Genomic DNA, 17,432 nt, shown 5'->3' with positions numbered 1-17,432 from the left:
CGCCGCTTTTTATCTCGAGTTTGCTTTGCAAACTCGATTATTGAACGTGTGCGCGTACGCGCACGACTAAAAACTTTTTCGGAAGTTGCAACTTCCTGCAAAAGTTTTTATGGGAGGTATGTATGAGAAAAAGTTTTGACGACTTAACCATTGCCGATGACTTTATGTTCTGTAAGGTTATGCAGGATGAAAGTATTTGCAAGCAATTTCTTGAAATGATTTTGGCGGGGCAAATCGGAGAAATAATCTACCTGTCGCCGCAAAACAGTGTTGCAGCCGGCATTGAAGCAAAATCGGTACGTCTTGATGTGTTTGTAAAAGACGAAGCCGGTAAATCTTACGACATCGAAATGCAGGTAAGCAATGAGTATAATCTTCCGAAACGCATGCGCTATTATCAGGCGGCAATCGACATTGCATTTTTAGACAAGGGTGTGCATTACAAAGCATTAAACGACAGCTATATCATTTTCGTGTGCTTGTTTGACGCGATAGGAAAAGGCAAGCCTCTTTACACGTTTGAAAATATTTGTATCGAAGACCGACAAACGCCCTTACGCGACGGGACAAAAAAGGTTATAATAAATGCGGAAGCATTCAGTAAAGCCGAGAATAAGGAACTCAAAGGCTTTTTGGAATACGTTAAAACCGGAACGGTGAATACGGAGTATACCGGGAGGATAGAAACGATGATACAGGCAGTAAAACAGAACGAACAGGCGCGGCAGGAATACCGCTTTATGTCGGGGTTTGAAATGGATGCACGGGAAGAGGGCATACAACAGGGTATACAACAGGGTATACAACAGGGTATACAACAAGGTATACAACAAGGTATACAACAAGGTATACAACAAGGTATACAACAAGGTTTGCGGCAAGGAATACAACAAGGTAAATCGCTCGGTCTTGCGGAAGGTTCCCGTCAAAAAGCTCTTGAAACGGCACGGATTTTAAAACAGCTTGGCGATTCCGTAAAAAAGATAATGCAAGCTACCGGACTTTCCAAAGAAGAGGTGGAAGCGATTAATTAATCGGGAATTCGGTTTGTCCACGGCTTCCGTGCCGGGAATTACACTAATCCGGCCGCTCTCAAGCCGGAGAAAACTTCGGCTTCGGGGGCGGTTTTTTTTGTGCGATTTTTGTGCGCTTCTGCCCTTACAATAGTTACAGGAAAATCCGATTTACTTTTTCGGCCGTACGCTTTATAATCGATAAGTATGAGTACTCACATCAATGCGCCTGAAGGCGCGATCGCGGAATCGGTTTTACTTCCCGGCGATCCGCTTCGGGCAAAGTATATCGCCGAACATTTTTTGGAAAAACCCGAATGCTATAACGAAGTGCGCAATATGTTCGGCTATACCGGCACATATAAAGGAAAGCGCGTGTCGGTGCAGGGGACGGGCATGGGGCAGCCTTCGCTTTCGATTTACGTAAACGAACTTTTTCAATTTTACGGCGTACAAAAAGCGATCCGCGTCGGTACCTGCGGCGCGATTCAAGCGTCTTTGAAATTGCGCGATACGATCCTCGTAAACGCCGCTTCGTCCGATTCTTCTCTTATGACGCAGCGTTTCGGCAATCTGCATTTTTCCGCTTCCGCCGATTTTTCGCTTTTGCTGTCGGCTTATGAAAGCGCCGAAAAGCTCGGCATAAAAGTTGCCGTCGGCCCCTGCGCATCGAGCGATCTTTTTTACGATGAAAACGAAAATTGGAAAACGTGGGCGCGTTACGGCGTGCTCGGCATAGAGATGGAAGCGGCGGAACTGTATACGCTTGCGGCGAAGTTCGGACGTAAAGCGCTCGCGATCCTTACCGTGAGCGATCACATCGTTTCGGGCGGAGAGACGACGGCGGAAGAGAGACAGACGACCTTTGACAATATGATTAGGCTTGCGCTGGAAAGCCTTTTGTAAGCGGCGATTCGGGAGGTAAAGATGAAACCGACATTATTGGTTCTTGCGGCGGGAATGGGAAGCAGATACGGCGGCGTCAAACAGATCGACGCGGTAGGGCTGCACAACGAATGCCTGCTCGACTACGCGACGTACGATGCAAGGGATGCGGGCTTCGGAAACGTCGTCTATATTATCAGAAAAGATATCGAACACGATTTCCGCGAACGGCTGTTCGACCGCGTTGCGCGCAATTTCGATGCGAAATACGTTTTTCAAACGCACGACAGTCTGCTTACCGAAGAAGAAAAGCGATTGTCTGTAAACCGTAAAAAACCGTGGGGTACGGTGCACGCCGTGCTCTGCGCAGAAGATGCGATCGCCTCTCCCTTTGCCGTCGTCAATGCGGACGACTATTACGGGCGGTCCGCTTTTAAAACGATCGGCACCTATCTTTCAGGCCTGACAAACGACAGCACCGCCCACGCGATGGTCGGCTATGTGCTCGGCAACACGATGAGTAAAAGCGGTTCCGTTTCCCGCGGCGTCTGCACGGTAAAAGACGGCTGTCTCGATTCCATCGTCGAAAATCTGAAAATCTATTATGAAGGAGAGGGCATCGTAAGCGAAATCGGCGGCGAAAAAAAATCGATGACGGGAAAAGAATGGGTAAGCATGAATCTTTTCGGCTTTTCTCCCGCGGCATTCGATTCGTTTAATAAATTCTGGAAAGATTTTATCGCGCACAACGCCGAAAGCGAAAAAGCCGAAGCGCTTCTCCCCGTCGCCGCAGGCGAAATCGTCAAAAGCGGCAAAGGAAGCATTCGATTTTTTACGTCGGATGAAAATTGGTTCGGCATGACTTACCCCGAAGACAAAGCGATCGTCAAAGCGGAAATCGCAAAAAAGATCGAAGCGGGCTACTATCCCGAAAAACTGTGGGAAAAATAAAGGTCGGTCGGAGCTGAACGTCCGTATGACTTTTTCTTACCGTTTGCCGCTTCCCGAATATACGACGCTGTGCGTTTACAACGAAGATACGCTCATCTTTTCGAACGGCGGCAAATGGCTTATGCCGCTTTTTGCCCTTGAAGATTTTTTTAAAACCTACGACGGGGCGACCAACGATTTGCGTGCGCACGATACGGCTGTGGGAAAGGCCGCCTGCGTTTTGATGAGCCGCATGGGCATCAAAAAAATACATGCGGATATCGCAAGCGTTCTTGCAAAAGAGTATATTGACGAACTCAATGCTTTTCGCGGCGGACACGATCCGATTGAACTTTCGTACGATACCTGCGTGCGCCGTCTTTTGTGCGCGACCGAAGATCAGCTCGAAACGATGCACGACAGCGATGAAATGTATATGCACCTCCGTCGTCGTGCAAAACTCGTGCAGGGCGTCGACGTGCGCGTTCAAAACCTGTGTTCGCCGTACGGGTTTATTAAAAATATTTCTTTTTCCGTAAGCGCGGGCGGACGTTTTATCGTCGCAGGTGAAAACGGTGCCGGAAAGACGACGCTTTTAAAATTGCTCATGGGCATAAGCGTTCCGGAATCGGGGACGATTTTGATCGATACTGTCCCGCCTTCAAAACTTTCCAAACGGACAATCGGCTACATTCCGCAAACTGCGGAAAATTCGGAGTACGGTCTTTCGGTCGAAGAAGTCGTTTCTCTCGGTTTACCGCCATTCGTAAAAGAAAAAAAAGCGCGTATTCGAAAAGCGCTTTCGCGTGTCGATGCGCAGCATCTTACGGGCAGAAGTTTTTTGAGCCTTTCCGGAGGGGAAAAGCAAAAGGTGTCATTTGCGCGCTGCCTTGCGCAAAATGCAAAACTGCTTTTACTCGATGAGCCGACTGCAGCTTTGGATGCGGAAAGCCGGTCTTGCGTTGTTGAAATTCTTCATTCGCTTTCGGTTTCCGAAATTCCGACGATCATCCTTGTTACGCACGACGACTCTCTTTTGCGTATGCGGGGATGGGATGTTTTTCACATGAAATCGCACGGTGCCGAGTCGGGAATAAGAGGGGACACGGATGGATAGGCTCCGTATGCTTTTTATGCTTCCGCCCGTGCTTCGCGGAGGAGCGGCTCTCCTCATTTCGGGCGCTTCTTTTCCCCTGTGCGGAGTTATGCTGCTGCGCTTGCAGCTTGTGCCGCTTCGTTATATGCTCATGCACGGCGTTATCTTGGGAGGTGCGCTTGCCGTCGCGCTTTCGCTTCCGCTCGTTCCGCTGACCGTTGCGGTAAATCTCGCACTTGTTTTTGCGATGACATATTTTTCGAAAAACGAAAGCTTTTCTTTCGGAGGCGTAAGCGCCGCTTCTATGGTTTTCAGTATGGCGCTTGCTTCCCTTATCACGCGCATTGCGGACGTTCCCGCAAAAGACACTCTCAGTTTGCTGTGGGGGAGTCCCTTTGCGCTCGGTACGGCGGATATCGCGCTTCTTGCCGCACTCGCGATTTTTCTCGCCGCATATATTATTATTAATTTTAAAAATATTGCAGCGCTCTTTTTCAGCAGAGACATCGCATATTCACTCGGTATACGCGTACGTACTCACTATACGATCATGGTATCGATTATCGCACTCACCGTAGCGGCTGCGATGAAACTGCTCGGCGCATTTTTAATCGATGCGCTTCTCATATTGCCGGTGCTTTCGGCTTCTTCTTTTTTACGGCGGAGAAAAAGGGGGCAGGGAATCCGCTCGCTGTTTTTTTTAAGCGCCGCACTGGGATTCGTCTTTTCCGTTTCAGGATATGTGATTTCAGTCGCGTTCGATTTGCCGCCCGGAGCCGTAATCGCGCTTATTGCGGGAATTGCGTATGCCGCGTTTAATGTGATATAATAATTCCTGTTTTACAAACGGAATATCGACTATGACAAATGAACTGCTGCTTATCATTTCTCTTGCCGCTTCTTTCGGCGGTCTTCTTTTATTTTTTTCTTTTTTCGGAAAGGCGGGCTGCACCGCGTGGATCGTGCTGTGTACGGTTTTGGCAAATATCGAAGTCGCCGTTTTGATAAAAGCGTTCGGTATGGAACAGACGCTCGGCAATACGCTTTTTGCATCGAGCTTTCTTGCAACCGATTTTTTAAGCGAACTTTACGGCAAAAAAGAAGCCGACAAAGGAGTTAAAATCGGCATCGCGACAACCTGCGTTTTTATGCTGTTTTCGGCGCTGTGGCCGCACTATGCGCCCGCTTCCGGCGACCGTGCTATGTCTGCCGTTAAAGCGCTTTTTTCGAGCACGCCGCGCATCCTTACGGCAAGCCTCGCCGCGTATGCCGTAAGCGAACTGCTCGACGTACGTCTCTATCATGCGCTGTGGAATGTAACAAAAAAGAAAAGCGGCAGCGAAACAAAATACCTGTGGCTCCGCAACAATGCGGCGACACTCACATCTCAAGCGGTAAATATCGTCATCTTCAATTTCGGTGCGTTTTTCGGCGTCTACGATATGAAAACGCTTTCTGCGATAACGGCATCGTGCTATATGATCTATATCGTTACAAGTCTTGCCGATACGCCCTTTTTGTATATCGCGCGGAAAATACATGCACGGCGCGAGTTGTGCGGCACGGCGCGTTGACGATTTGCAAAAGGGAGCTTACGGATGCGCCGTATCGCTTTCTTTTTCCGGGACGGTGTCCTTTATTAAACCGTCTTCCTCTTCGTATGTCGTAAATTCGAGCCGCGTGTCCTGCGGTTTATTGCCGAGCAAAATCGCAACGGGATGTAAAAGCGGTATATTTTCGCAGATGATTTTTATGATGACGGTGAGCGGAACTGCGAGGATCATGCCGACAAAGCCCCACATCCAGCCCCACAGAGAGAGCATGACGAGGATGACGAAGGGCGAAATACCGAGGTTGTGCCCTTCGATGCGCGGCTCGATAAAATTGCCGAGCACCGTATTGACCGTCGTCGTCCCGGCAACGATAAAGATAATCGGCGCCGGATGCGGAAAAAATTGAAGGAGCGCAAATACGGACGTCGCCGCAACCGAAACGATCGAACCGAATGTCGGAATAAAGTTCAGCACGAATGCAAAAAATCCCCACACGACCGCAAAGTCGAGGCCGACGATTTTTGCCGTCGCATAGATAAGCAGTCCCGTTGCAAGCGAGATGAAGAATTTTATCGAAATGAAACGGACGACTTGAGTCATAATCCGTTTGACGATTTGGAAAAGCCGGTTTTTCATCCTCCCTTCAAAAGCTTCTCTGAGTTTTTCGCCCGTTATGTGCATTTCGACGAGCAAAAAGATAAACATCAATACGATGACGAGGATGTTGCGGGCGACGGACACCATATTCGCCGAAAGCGAAAAGAGCATGCGGCGCATCATAATGCCGATATTGAACTGCTCGCCGAGCGCGCTTTGTAAATTGTAAAAAAAACTTTTATCCGCGTCGAAACCCAAATTGAATCTGTTTGCAAAAAATTTGTAGATCGAAAGAAACTTCGATTCGTATTTCGAATATTCGGAAAGAATCGTGCGCAGACTTGCGAATACGAGAGTGCCGAGAACCGCTATGCCGACGACGAATAAAATCGTTACGACGACGATGTTGAATATCCACGGCAAGTGAATTTTATTCATGCCGCGGACGATCGGCAAGAGTACGAATGAAAACATGATCGCGAGGATGACGGGGATGATGACGCTCGCCGTTACTTTCAAAACGACAAAAAGCAAAATCGTCGCGATAAAGATCAATAAATACGCGATCTGCCGTGAAATCTGTTCTCTGCCGGTCATCGCTTAGGCTCCGTGCTTTGCGCTTATCGTATCGAAGCCGCATATCGCTCGCAGCACTTCGGGAACGGTAACGGAGCCGTCTTCATTTTGATAATTTTCGATGATCGCGAGCATTGCGCGGCCGGCCGCGATCGCCGTTCCGTTCAGCATGTGGACGTATTTGTTTTTGCCGTCGTCGTCTTTGTATTTGATGTTGAGCCGCCTTGCCTGGTAGTCGGTGCAATTCGACGTCGATGTCACTTCTCCGTAGTCGCCTGCGGGATGCGCTTCATCCGATCTGCCGGGCATCCACGCTTCCAAATCCCATTTGCGGTATGCGGGCGCTCCCAAATCTCCGGTGCACGTGTCGACGACGCGAAAGGGAATGCCGAGTCCCGTAAATATTTCTTCTTCGATCAGGCGGAGCTTTTCATGTATCGCATCAGATTCTTCGGGCAGGCAGTACACGAACATTTCGACTTTATCGAATTGGTGAACGCGGTACAAGCCTTTGCTGAAATGTCCCGCCGCTCCCGCTTCGCGTCTGAAACAGTGCGAAAGCCCGCAGTAAAAAAGCGGCAGCTTCGATTTGTCGAGTATTTCGCCCGAATGATATCCGCCGAGCGTGATTTCCGCCGTCGCGACGAGACAGGTACCTTCGTCTTCGATGCAGTAAACGTTCGATTCGTTTCCGCGAGGGTTGAAGCCGATGCCCTGAAGCACTTCCTGCTTTGCGATATCGGGCGTTACAAAGGGCGTAAACCCGTGCTTTCGCAAAATGCCGAGCGCGTACATGATGAGCGCCTGTTCGAGAAAAACCGCTTCGTTTTTGAGATAATAGAATTTGGGGCCGGAAACTTTCGTCCCTCGGTCGAAGTCTATGATATCGAGCGCTTCTCCGAGCGCCACGTGATCTTTCGGCGGGAACGAAAAAACGCGCGGCGTGCCGACTTTTTTTACTTCGAGGTTTTCCGTATCGACTTTGCCGATCGGAGCTTGAGGGTGCGCCATATTCGGGATTTTCCGCGCAGCTTCTTCGAGCTTCGCTTCTGTTTCCGTCAATGTTTTTTCCGCATCCGCGATGGCATCTTTGAGCTCTTTCCCTTTTTCGATGAGCTCCCGGCGCTTTGCCTCTTCGAGCTTTCCTTTCATCAACGCGGCGTTTTCATTGCGCTTTTCCCGGAGCTGCTGCAGACGCGTGACAAGAGATGTCCGCTCGTCGTAAAGGCGCACGACTTCATCGGCGTCGGCCGTCATATTGCGGTTTTCGATATTTTGTTTTACCGCTTCGAGATTGTCTTTGATAAATTTATAATCGAGCATATGTTATTCCTTGTTAATTAATAGATCGAATGTTGAGTTTCGAAAGTATTTCCAAATAAAGCGATACTTTCGGCGAGAACCCGTCCGCTTAGCCGCGGTCGAGCTTTTTAAGACAGGCTTCCGCAAGCTTAACGCTCGAAACGGCACGCAGCCGGAACCTCGCCGCAAGCACAATTTTATTTATTTTCGAAACTCGTCCTCCGTTATTGTAAAGTATAGGTGATCGTGACGGTCGAACTCACTTCGATTTTTCCGGACGATATCGTTGTTGTTGCCCCGCTGCTCATTGCCGCCGGCGCGTCGTAGTACCCCGTACTGACGTCGCCCGCATCGCTTTTTTCGATAATCGTAATCGCTTCTCCGATCTTACAGCCGGCAGCTCCTGCCAAAAGGGATGCCGTCTCCTGCGCTTGTCTCACGGCGAGCGTGCGCGCTTCACGAACGAGAGCCGTGTCGTCCGCGACGGTAAACGTGAGGGACGTCAGTTCGCTTGCTCCTGCCGAAATCGCCGTATCGATGACGTCGCTTAGAAGGGCGGTATTGTGCACGACGATCTTCATTTCGTTCCGCACACGATAGCGCCCGATCGACTGCCTCCCGCCTTCCCACGATTCCTGCCGATATATGCTGTAGTTCGTCGTCGTAATATCGTTTGCGTTCACTCCCGAAGCGACAAGCGCATTGCGTACGCGCGTCATGATTTCGGCATTCCTATCCGCAGCGGTTTTCGCGACCCACTCCTGCGTTACGACCGAAACGACGACGGAGGCTTTATCGGGTTCTGCTTCCACGACGCCGCGGCCTGTTACGGTGATCGTCCGAGAGGAGGATTCCGTTTTTTTTACGAGCGAACACGACAACGATGAAAACAGCACGACAGCCGCTATGGAAATTTTAATAAAGCATTTCATATATATTTCTCCAGTTCCTCCGTTCGATGTATCAACAATCGCCGCTTTCGATTTTTATTAAAATCAAAAGCCGTTCGTTGTTTCCGCTTACCGGATATCGATGTACATGCGTTTTAAATAAATGCTGCGCTTGCGTGCGGGCTGCCACTGTTTGCTCTCCGGCCACTTTTGCAAAAGCTCATCGTATGCCTCGATCGCGCCTTTAATGTTTTGCAGCGCGGATTTTGCTTCGAGCGTTTGCCCCTTGAGATAGAGCCCTTCGTCGATACGGCTTGTCGCACGCGCAAAAAACAGATCGAGGAGAGCGAGAGCTCTCGCGTAGTTTTTTTCATCGTATGCGCTTTTCGCTTTTTCAAGCAAATCCGATTCGCCGAGCGCATAATCGCCCGCGCTGAGAGCGGCTGCCGAAGCCGATCCCGTTTGCTTGTGTGCGCTTTGAGAAGATGCGGAATCGTTTTCATCCGCCGAAGCGCTTATGCCGCCGGCTCCGCTTTCGGAATCCGCCGTTCGTCCGGAAACCGAAGCGCTGCCTGTTTCCGCTTCCGAAAAACCTTCCGCTCCGTTTTTTGCAGTTTCGGAAAATCGATCCGTATCGTTTTCTCCGGCTTCGGAAAAATCGATTCCCTCGTTTTCTCCTCCCTCGTCGCCTGCCGAAGGAACGGGGCGGGGCGGAACTATGTCTGCATACGAAGGAGCTGTGATGCGTTCGGCCGCGCTTCCGGTTTTGTTTTCGACGATCACTTCGAGCCAGTCGTCGATGGCGGCTCCGGTAAGTATATCGTTTTTGTAAAAATGCAGCATCGATCTTCCCGCATTTTTTGCGCGGAGCGTAAAAATCGTGTCGGCTTCTCCGAACCTTTTGCCGAAAAACGAAAACAGTTTCGTACCGTCCGTCTCTCCGAGATATATCCATCCTCCTCCGGGATAGACGACGTCGAGGTATTGATTTTTTGCGATATGCACCGATCGCGACGGAAGTATTTTCGTGCCGATTTCGTCCGATCCGCTGTCTTCCGCCGCTTTTCGCAAAGCTTCCGAATTCTTTGCCGATTTATCGGCCCCTCCGACATCTTTGTCTTTTGCGCTCCGCGCATCGGCTGCGCTTTTTGCGGGATTTATCGTTTTTTCATTTGTACCGCCCTTCGTTTTTTGCGCTGCCTCCGCGCCGCGGGCATTTTCCGCCGAGCGTGAAGTTTCGTCTGAAGCGTTCGTTGTCTTTGCACCTTTTTGTGCCGCGTTCATACCGGCTCGTTTCGTATTTCCGCCTGCCGCGTTTACATTTGTTTGCGCCGAGCTTGTGCCTGCCTGCGCAGCATCGTTTACAGCTTTCGTCGTCGGATCTTTTTTGCCTTTCGGTGCGGCATCTTTTTGAGCCCGACTTGGAGACGCTTTGTTTCGCGCGGTAGAACCCGCGCCTGCGTTTTCCGAAAATCCTTCCCGTACGACAGGTTCGTCTATGGAGGAGCTTCCGCGCATTGCTTCTTCGCTTTTTTCGGGGAGATCGCCCCGAACGCGCTCGGAAAGATTTTTCGTATTCGAAGCCGTATCTTCGTTATTGCCCGACTTTTCATCCGGCGGCAAAGCACCGTTGTTTTCATGCGGCGATGCAGTGTTTGCGTTTTCCGCTGCGTTTTCTTTTTCCGCCGATTTCAAAGCGTCGTTGTTTTCGTGCGTCGTTGAAACGTTTTCTTTTTCCGCCGATTCCGAAGCGCCGTCAGGATTTTCCGATTGGCGGGAAGCTTTTTCGCTTTCGGTTTGCATAGGGTTGTTTCCCGCTCGTCCGCTTTTCGGAAGAGACGCGCAGGATACCGATACGAAAAAAATCGACAGACAGGCGATCGCCGAGAGAGAGACTTGTATCGGCTTCCATACAAAAGTTCGTTTTATTGATTTTTTCACGGAGCAGCCCCCAATATATCCGAAACGATTTTATCGTTTGCGCGGCGCAGATCTTCCATCTCTTTGCCCTCAGGCGGCGTAAACCACCGCTCCGTATCGGCATCGTTCCACGCATCTTTCGCTTCGCGCGAAGCGATGTAATCCTTTTGCTCCTGCGGACCGTCGGGCGCAAGGAGCTCCTGTGTCGGCGAAAAGGTGCGTTCGGCGACGGGCGCTTTGCGCGTCTTTTTCGATTTTTGTGCGATAAAAAGAGTAAGCGCGATGCACGTCATCAAAATGAGCGTACCCGAAATGAAGGCGACGTATTTTTTCCTTCCGGAAAAGAGAGAGCCGATACCGTCGAAAAAATCACTTTTCCCGATCATCGCTTTTTTTCTCCGCGGCTTTCGCTTTTTGCGCCGCTTCTTTTTCGAGGCGTTTTTCTTCTTTCACTGCGCGCTCGCGGTCGGGATCGGTTATCGTTCCGTCGGGGTTGTGAATGCGTTTTGCGGGCCTCGGCGGAACGGTCGCCTCTTCGGGCGGCACGTCCTCTTCGATAAAGTCGTCATTGCTTTCGGAAATGACCGCGCCGAGCTTTATGTCTTTGTCGAGGCGGAGCGAAAGTATTTTCGACACGCCGGATTCTTCCATCGTGATGCCGAGCATCGTCGTAGCTCCCATAACCGTTTTTTTGTTATGCGTGATGACGATGTATTGACTTACGTTTGCAAAAGAGCGCAGCGTCGTCACAAAACTTGAAACGTTTTTGTCGTCGAGCGCCGCATCGATTTCGTCGAGGAGACAAAACGGAGAAGGGCGCACTTGGTAAGTCGCAAACAAAAGCGCGACGGCCGTCATCGTTTTTTCTCCGCCCGAAAGAAGGGCGATATTTTCGAGCTTTTTTCCCGGCGGCTGCGCGTAGATATCGATGCCGCTCGTGAGCACGTTTTCCGGATCGATGAGACGGAGTTCGGCTCTTCCGCCGTTGAAAAGGCGGCGGAACATATTGTGAAAATTCTTTTTGATTTTATTGTACGTGTCGAGAAACATTTCGGACGATTTCGATTTGATTTCTCCCGAAACGCGCTGCAGATTTTCGAGGCTCTTTTTCGTGTCGTCGCAGTTCGTCTGCTGCCGCTCGTAGCGTTCTTTTTCTTCGGCGAATTCTTCGACCGCCATCAAGTTCACCTGTCCGAGCGCTTTCAGCCGTTCTTTCGCGTCGGAAAGTTTTTCCCGAATTTCCGAAGCGGGTTTTGTAATTTTATACATGCGCTCTTCGAATTCCATAAGATCGCGCGAATGCGTATCCTGAAAATTCTGTTTGACGTTTTTGATTTCCGTATCGGAGGAAACGAGCAAAAGCGAAACGCGCTCGTACTGCGCCTGCAGCTTATTTTGTTCCTCCTGCTTTTGACGGAGCGCGTTTTGTTTTCCCGACACGCTCGTATTGCACGCGGCTATCGCATCGTCGAGTTTTTTCAGTTCGTCCGCGAGAGAGAGACCGCGCTTTTCTATTTCCGAAAGCTCTTCTTCGGCGCCGGATATTTCCGCATTCAAATTTTCGGCGCGCTTGTTTTCCGAAGCGATCTCTCCGTCGGTATCGGAAAGCGTTTTTTGCTGGCTTATCAAAGTGCGGCGGAGCATCGATACCTGCTCTTCGGCCGCCGTAATCTGTTCGTGCATCTGCGCTTCGTTTACTTTGAGCTTTCCGAGCGTTTCTTTATATTCGTCGATTTTTTTCGAAAGGTTTTCGTTTTCCGCATGCAGTTCGGCTATGCGTTCGTTGATCCCGGCAACGCGGGAACGGTTGTCGGAAATCTTTTGATCGATGGCGCGCTTTTTCGTCATGATCCCTTCGGGCGCAAGGAATTCGGTGATAAAGGCGGGGGAGGCTTTCATATAATCGTCGAGCGCTTTTTCAAGTTCGGCGACAAGCTTTCCCGTTTCGGAAAACGCGTCGGATGCTTCCTTCACCGTTTTGACGCATTCGTCGGCGGAACGCGATGGAGAGGCTGCAAAATCGGCAAAGATGTTTTTGCGTCCCGCCGTAAAAATTTTCAGGCGGGCGATGACGTTGTCGAGCCGTTCTTTCGCGTTTTTCATCGCATTTTCGGAAAAGCCCGCGCCTTTTAATTTTGCGTCGAGCTTCGTGACGATGTCTTCGGTGATCGCCGTCAAATCTTTTTGCAAAAGCGTGCGCGCTTCTCTCAGCGCTTCGATTTGCGATTGCGATTCGGAGACGAGTGTATCGTTTTCCTCAATGCGGCTTCCCGCATCGGAAATATGTTTGTCGAATGATGCGATATTTTTTTTGATGTCGTCGAGCTGCTTTGTCTTTTCGTAAAGCTGAGCGTTTTTTTCGTCGATTTCATCGTTCAGCGCATCGATCTGAGCCCCGATCGCTTTTTTGTGCGCTTCGAGCTGTTCGAGTTTTTCTTTCGATTCGGAAAGGCGCACGTTGAACTGCTGAATCAAATCCTGTTTGCCGCTTTTTTCTTTTTGAATGCCGATTAAATCCGCCTGCTTGGCATACACTTCTTCCTGCATGGCTTTTACTTTGTCCATGTTTTCCGAAAGCGTATTGCTGATCGCTTCGATTTCGTTTCGGATATCGCTTCGTTTTTTTTCGACTTGTTTGAGCTGCTCTTCGTTTTGCGCTTTCGTCTGCACGAAGTTTTTTAATTTTAATAATGTTAAATCGAGTTCGTCGTTGAATATTTCGTCTTTGACCGCGCGGTATTTGACGGTCTTTTCGGACTGCACTTTGAGCGTGTCGTATCTCCGCTTGATTTCCGAAAGCGCGATTTCGATTTGCTGAAGATTGCTGCGCGTGCGCTCGAGTTCACGTTCCGCTTCCGCGCACTCGGCTTTGCTCCGGCTTATGCCCGCCGCTTCTTCGAAGAGATAGCGCCGGTCTTCGGGCTTCGACGAAAGCACTTGATCGATCTTTCCCTGTTCCATGACGGAATAGGCAGCTTTGCCGATACCCGTATCCATAAAAAGCGAGCGAATTTCCTTTGGGCCTGCCTGCCGGTTATTGATAAAATATTCGTTTTCGCCGGAACGGTAGAGCCGCCGTTTGATCGCGATTTCGGGCGCTTCGAAGGGGATGAGCCCGTTTTCGTTCATGATCGTGAGCGTCACTTCTGCGACGTTGAGGGGAGGGCGGCGTTCGGTACCGTTGAAGATGATGTCTTCCATCTTGTCGGCGCGCAGATTTTTCGAGCGGTTTTCGGCTAAAACCCATTTTATCGAATCGACGACGTTGCTTTTGCCGCAGCCGTTCGGTCCGAGCAGAGCCGTGATGCCGTCCGAAAAATCGATATGTGTTCTGTCGGCGAACGATTTGAAGCCGAATATGTCGAGACTTTTAAGAAACACCTGTCCCCTCGCAAAGTGAAAGCTGTTTTTCTATTATACACGATATGACAGCCTCAATCAACTGTTCGGAACGGCTGTGTAGAAACGGACTGTTGCGAAACGACTGTGAAACGACGTCATTCGGAAACGGCGTCCGGCGCGACGATTTCTCCTCGGTAGAGCATTTTCGGGTAGACGACGATTTTAAGTCTCTTTTCGAGTGCGCTGTAGCGCCGCATTTCGTACTCGTCTCCGATGACGATATTGATGCCGGTTTTGCCCGCGCGCCCCGTGCGCCCCGCTCTATGAACGAAAAAATCGTCGTCGTCGTTTAAATCCATTTGAACGACGTGCGAAACGTTTTGAAAATCGAGTCCGCGGGAAGCGACGTCGCTCGTAATCAAAATGCGGCAGCTTCCGCTTTTAAATCGGTCGATCGCGCGTTTGCGCCTTCGTTTGTCCTCTTTTGCATAGAGGGCTTCGCAGTCGATGTTTTTATATTTGAGTTTCGATGTGATGTTTTCGACTTGATCGCCGCGGCTTGTAAAGACAAGCGCTTTTTGCATGTCGAGGGCGGCAAAAAGCTTTTTCAGCGTATCGATTTTATCGCGGCTTTCGGCGTAGATCGCCCAGTGCGAAATGCGCTTCCGGAGCACGTCTTCTTCCGGCATCGAGAGCGATTCGCATTCGGCAAAAAAGGTTTTTACGGCTTTCGTCACCGTAGCCGAACATCCGATGATTTGCACGTTTTTCGGAAAAAGAGAAACGAGGGAAGCGAGGTCGTCTTTGATTTCTTTTTTGACGAGACGATCGACTTCATCGAACACCGCAGCGCGCAATCCGTTCAGTTTTAATTTTTTTAAACGTACAAGTTCCAAAAGGCGGGCGGGATTTCCGACGACGATAGCGGGATTCCCTTTTAAAAGCTCGGTTTGCCGCCGTATCGGTGCGCTTCCTGTAAGCAGTGCGCATTTTGCGCTTGAAATCGACATGGCGGCGTCTCTGATTTGGGAAGAAAGTTCGAGCGTCGGGGCGACGACGAGGACTTTTACGCCGTTTTTTTCGTCCTTTTCGATATTGTCGGCAAGCGGCAAAAGATAAGCGAAGGTTTTCCCGGTACCCGTTTCCGACTGAAAGAGAAGATTTTTCCCCTCGATAATGAGGGGGATCGTTTTTTGCTGTACGGGCGTCGGTTGTGTGATCGAAAGCGCCTGCAGTTTTGCGCGTATTTCGGGAGAGAGGAGCGAAAATGCGTTTTGCGTGTCCATGCGCAAACTATAGCGCAAAAACGGAATTGCTGCTATAATAATCGGCTATGAAGGCAGGCATAGATACATTCGGCTGTGATCACGGACGCTCCGGGATCGGCTCATACCTCCATTCTTTTGCGGCTAATCTTCCGCTTTCAAGCGATGTCGAATTCGAACTGTTCGGTTCCGAAATCGATCGGTATACGTACAATTCGGTGCGTGAAATTCCGTTTCAAGCGCTTTCCGTTCCCGACAGCCTTGCAGCCGAGCGTTTATGGCATTTTTTTCGCCTGCAAAAATTCGCACAAAACGCAAAATACGATGTCGTGCTCTATCCCGCCATCGAACGCGTGCTGCCGCTTTCGTTTAAAACGCCCGGCGTCGCCGTCGTCAATTCCATCGTTTCCGTCATGCTCAAAGAAAAGAGCGACCGCATGATGCGCATGCAGATAAAGCGGGGGCTTACAAAGGTGCAAAAGATCGTCGCCGCGAGCGAGTTTTTGCGAAACGATTTGATAGGGCTCGGCATCGACGAATCGAAAATCGAAATCATCCACAACGGCATCGACCACAGGCTTTTTTTCCCGCAGCTGCAAATCGATGCGGAAACGGTAACCATAAAGCCCTTTGCGATAAAGCGGCCCTATTTTATCTACGGATCGCGTCTTTCCGGGCCTGAAAAAAAGCACATCGAACTTATAAAAGCCTTTGCGCTTTTTAAAGAGCGCACGAAATCTCCGCACCGTCTCGTTATCGCGGGCGCCGAAGGACCCTCGTCCGAAGAAGTGCACCGAGCGGCATCCCTTTCTCCCGCCGCATCGGATATCTTTCTCACCGGCTTTTTTCCGCACGAAAGTTTTCCGCTTTTATACGCGGGAGCCGATGCGTGCATTTTCCCGTCGGTGAACGAAGGAGTAGGCCTTCCGATACTCGAAGCGATGGCGACGGGCATTCCCGTCGCGTGTGCAAAAGCCGGTGCGCTTCCCGAAATGGGCGGGGAGGCGGCGCTCTATTTCGATCCGAACGATATCGAAGAAGTCGCCTCTGCGATGGAAAAACTCGTTACGGATTCCGCTTTCCGCGAAACAATGGTCGCATCGGGTCTCCGTCGTGCACAGCGTTTCAGCTGGGAGACGACGGTGTCCGAAACGATCGAAGTTATGAAAAAAATCGTACGGTGAGAGAGCATACTGTATACTTTTATATACAGTATAAGAAAGTTTCGAAGATAAGAGTTTGAAAATACCGAGGAACCGCCTACTTTTGTAGACGACTTGAGAGGGATTCTATACCCGGTAATTGCCGACTAATTACAAATTGCCCGTTACCGATTATTAATTGATTTTCCCCGCGGAAATTAAAAGGCCGGATGTCGAGCTTCACAGCAAATACCGTTACAGTTTTTCGATTTCCGCTTCCGAGAGACCGGTCGCTTTCGCTATCGCTTCAAGACTCAGCTGCATACCCGATAAAATTTTTGCCGTTTCCCGTGCTTTTTGATACGCTCCTGCGGCAATACCGTCGCGTCGACCTCTACGTATTCCCGCGGCAACGCCCCGTTCAAAACCGATCTTTTCACCTGCCATGCGTAAGTCATCTTCCCGTATATTTAACGACATATATATGCTCCTGAACTTTTCGTTCCGTTTCGCTTTTTCGACAAGCTCATCGATGTGCTGTGTAAAACCGCTCGTCGCCCGCCTCTCGCAAAGATACTCCAACAAAGCGCTCAATTCAGCTTCTCTCTCTTTACCGTAGGCACCCACATTATAAAACACCTTAACGCTTTTGTCATCAAGGAAAATACTGCCGTCAGCGGTACATACGTTGCGGAACTCGTAGACGGGTAAGCCTTTGCCGAAGGGATCCTGGGTACAGATAAAGATGACATAGCTCTCTTTTAATTCCGCATAACTCTGTCCGCGCAAGAGATTGTCGACATCCATAAGGCTTTGGTAAAAGTTCAAATTTCGAGTTTGCTAGAACTCGAAATTTTCCAACCATTTCATGCATCAATGAATGGCGAGTTCGAAAATAAATAAAAGGATGCGAAGACGAGG

General features: G+C 50.0%; 15 protein-coding genes. 7 read left to right on the top strand and 8 right to left on the bottom strand.

Features of this window, described 5'->3' with window-relative positions:
• Positions 1 to 122: 122 nt before the first annotated feature.
• From HRI97_RS06680 to HRI97_RS06655, 6 genes are all read left to right on the top strand, one after another.
• Entirely contained in the window at positions 123 to 1,034 is a 912-nt protein-coding gene (locus tag HRI97_RS06680; protein ID WP_253724678.1) for an Rpn family recombination-promoting nuclease/putative transposase, read from the top strand.
• A 186-nt stretch (positions 1,035 to 1,220) separates the two neighbouring features.
• Entirely contained in the window at positions 1,221 to 1,919 is a 699-nt protein-coding gene (gene deoD, locus HRI97_RS06675) for a purine-nucleoside phosphorylase (RefSeq protein WP_253724676.1), read from the top strand.
• 21 nt (positions 1,920 to 1,940) lie between these two features.
• On the top strand, positions 1,941 to 2,849 hold the full coding sequence (locus HRI97_RS06670) for a nucleotidyltransferase family protein (RefSeq protein WP_253724675.1): 909 nt from the start codon (positions 1,941 to 1,943) through the stop codon (positions 2,847 to 2,849).
• Between the two features lie 25 nt (positions 2,850 to 2,874).
• On the top strand, positions 2,875 to 3,945 hold the full coding sequence (locus tag HRI97_RS06665) for an ATP-binding cassette domain-containing protein (RefSeq protein ID WP_253724674.1): 1,071 nt from the start codon (positions 2,875 to 2,877) through the stop codon (positions 3,943 to 3,945).
• Positions 3,938 to 4,753, top strand: a complete 816-nt coding sequence (locus HRI97_RS06660; RefSeq protein ID WP_253724673.1) for a metal ABC transporter permease — start codon at positions 3,938 to 3,940, stop codon at positions 4,751 to 4,753. The genes HRI97_RS06665 and HRI97_RS06660 overlap by 8 nt, the downstream gene beginning before the upstream one ends.
• Positions 4,754 to 4,784: 31 nt before the next feature.
• Positions 4,785 to 5,498 (top strand): queuosine precursor transporter, encoded by a 714-nt coding sequence (locus HRI97_RS06655; protein ID WP_253724672.1) that lies wholly within the window; start codon positions 4,785 to 4,787, stop codon positions 5,496 to 5,498.
• An 18-nt stretch (positions 5,499 to 5,516) separates the two neighbouring features.
• Here HRI97_RS06655 and HRI97_RS06650 read toward each other — a convergent pair whose 3' ends face one another.
• The 7 genes from HRI97_RS06650 to HRI97_RS06620 all read right to left on the bottom strand — a co-directional run bounded on the left by HRI97_RS06650 (position 5,517) and on the right by HRI97_RS06620 (position 15,390).
• Positions 5,517 to 6,671 (bottom strand): AI-2E family transporter, encoded by a 1,155-nt coding sequence (locus tag HRI97_RS06650; protein WP_253724670.1) that lies wholly within the window; start codon positions 6,669 to 6,671, stop codon positions 5,517 to 5,519.
• Between the two features lie 3 nt (positions 6,672 to 6,674).
• On the bottom strand, positions 6,675 to 7,973 hold the full coding sequence (gene serS, locus HRI97_RS06645) for a serine--tRNA ligase (RefSeq protein ID WP_253724668.1): 1,299 nt from the start codon (positions 7,971 to 7,973) through the stop codon (positions 6,675 to 6,677).
• Between the two features lie 203 nt (positions 7,974 to 8,176).
• Positions 8,177 to 8,884 carry an SIMPL domain-containing protein gene (locus HRI97_RS06640; RefSeq protein WP_253724666.1) on the bottom strand — a complete coding sequence of 236 codons (708 nt, stop codon included), beginning with the start codon at positions 8,882 to 8,884 and terminating at the stop codon, positions 8,177 to 8,179.
• Between the two features lie 87 nt (positions 8,885 to 8,971).
• Positions 8,972 to 10,783: a DUF8523 domain-containing protein gene (locus HRI97_RS06635; protein ID WP_253724665.1), complete on the bottom strand. Its 1,812-nt coding sequence runs from the start codon at positions 10,781 to 10,783 to the stop codon at positions 8,972 to 8,974.
• On the bottom strand, positions 10,780 to 11,148 hold the full coding sequence (locus HRI97_RS06630) for a hypothetical protein (protein WP_253724663.1): 369 nt from the start codon (positions 11,146 to 11,148) through the stop codon (positions 10,780 to 10,782). The genes HRI97_RS06635 and HRI97_RS06630 overlap by 4 nt, the downstream gene beginning before the upstream one ends.
• The gene (locus HRI97_RS06625) at positions 11,132 to 14,143 is read right to left on the bottom strand and encodes a chromosome segregation SMC family protein (RefSeq protein WP_253724662.1); all 3,012 of its coding nucleotides are present in this window, start codon (positions 14,141 to 14,143) and stop codon (positions 11,132 to 11,134) included. The genes HRI97_RS06630 and HRI97_RS06625 overlap by 17 nt, the downstream gene beginning before the upstream one ends.
• 116 nt (positions 14,144 to 14,259) lie before the next feature.
• Positions 14,260 to 15,390 carry a DEAD/DEAH box helicase gene (locus tag HRI97_RS06620; protein WP_253724660.1) on the bottom strand — a complete coding sequence of 377 codons (1,131 nt, stop codon included), beginning with the start codon at positions 15,388 to 15,390 and terminating at the stop codon, positions 14,260 to 14,262.
• A gap of 47 nt (positions 15,391 to 15,437) precedes the next feature.
• On the opposite strand from HRI97_RS06620, the gene HRI97_RS06615 reads away from it, so the two are divergent.
• A complete protein-coding gene (locus HRI97_RS06615; protein WP_180486143.1) occupies positions 15,438 to 16,553 on the top strand; it encodes a glycosyltransferase family 4 protein in 1,116 nt (371 codons plus the stop codon).
• Positions 16,554 to 16,766: 213 nt separating this feature from the next.
• Here HRI97_RS06615 and HRI97_RS06610 read toward each other — a convergent pair whose 3' ends face one another.
• Entirely contained in the window at positions 16,767 to 17,339 is a 573-nt protein-coding gene (locus HRI97_RS06610; RefSeq protein WP_253724658.1) for an Rpn family recombination-promoting nuclease/putative transposase, read from the bottom strand.
• Positions 17,340 to 17,432 lie beyond the last annotated feature (93 nt).

It is taken from the genome of Treponema socranskii subsp. buccale (assembly GCF_024181585.1).
In the GTDB taxonomy this organism is placed as follows: domain Bacteria; phylum Spirochaetota; class Spirochaetia; order Treponematales; family Treponemataceae; genus Treponema_D; species Treponema_D buccale.
The sequence above is the reverse complement of the archived record's forward strand: the minus strand, read 5'-3'. Positions and strand labels throughout refer to the sequence as shown.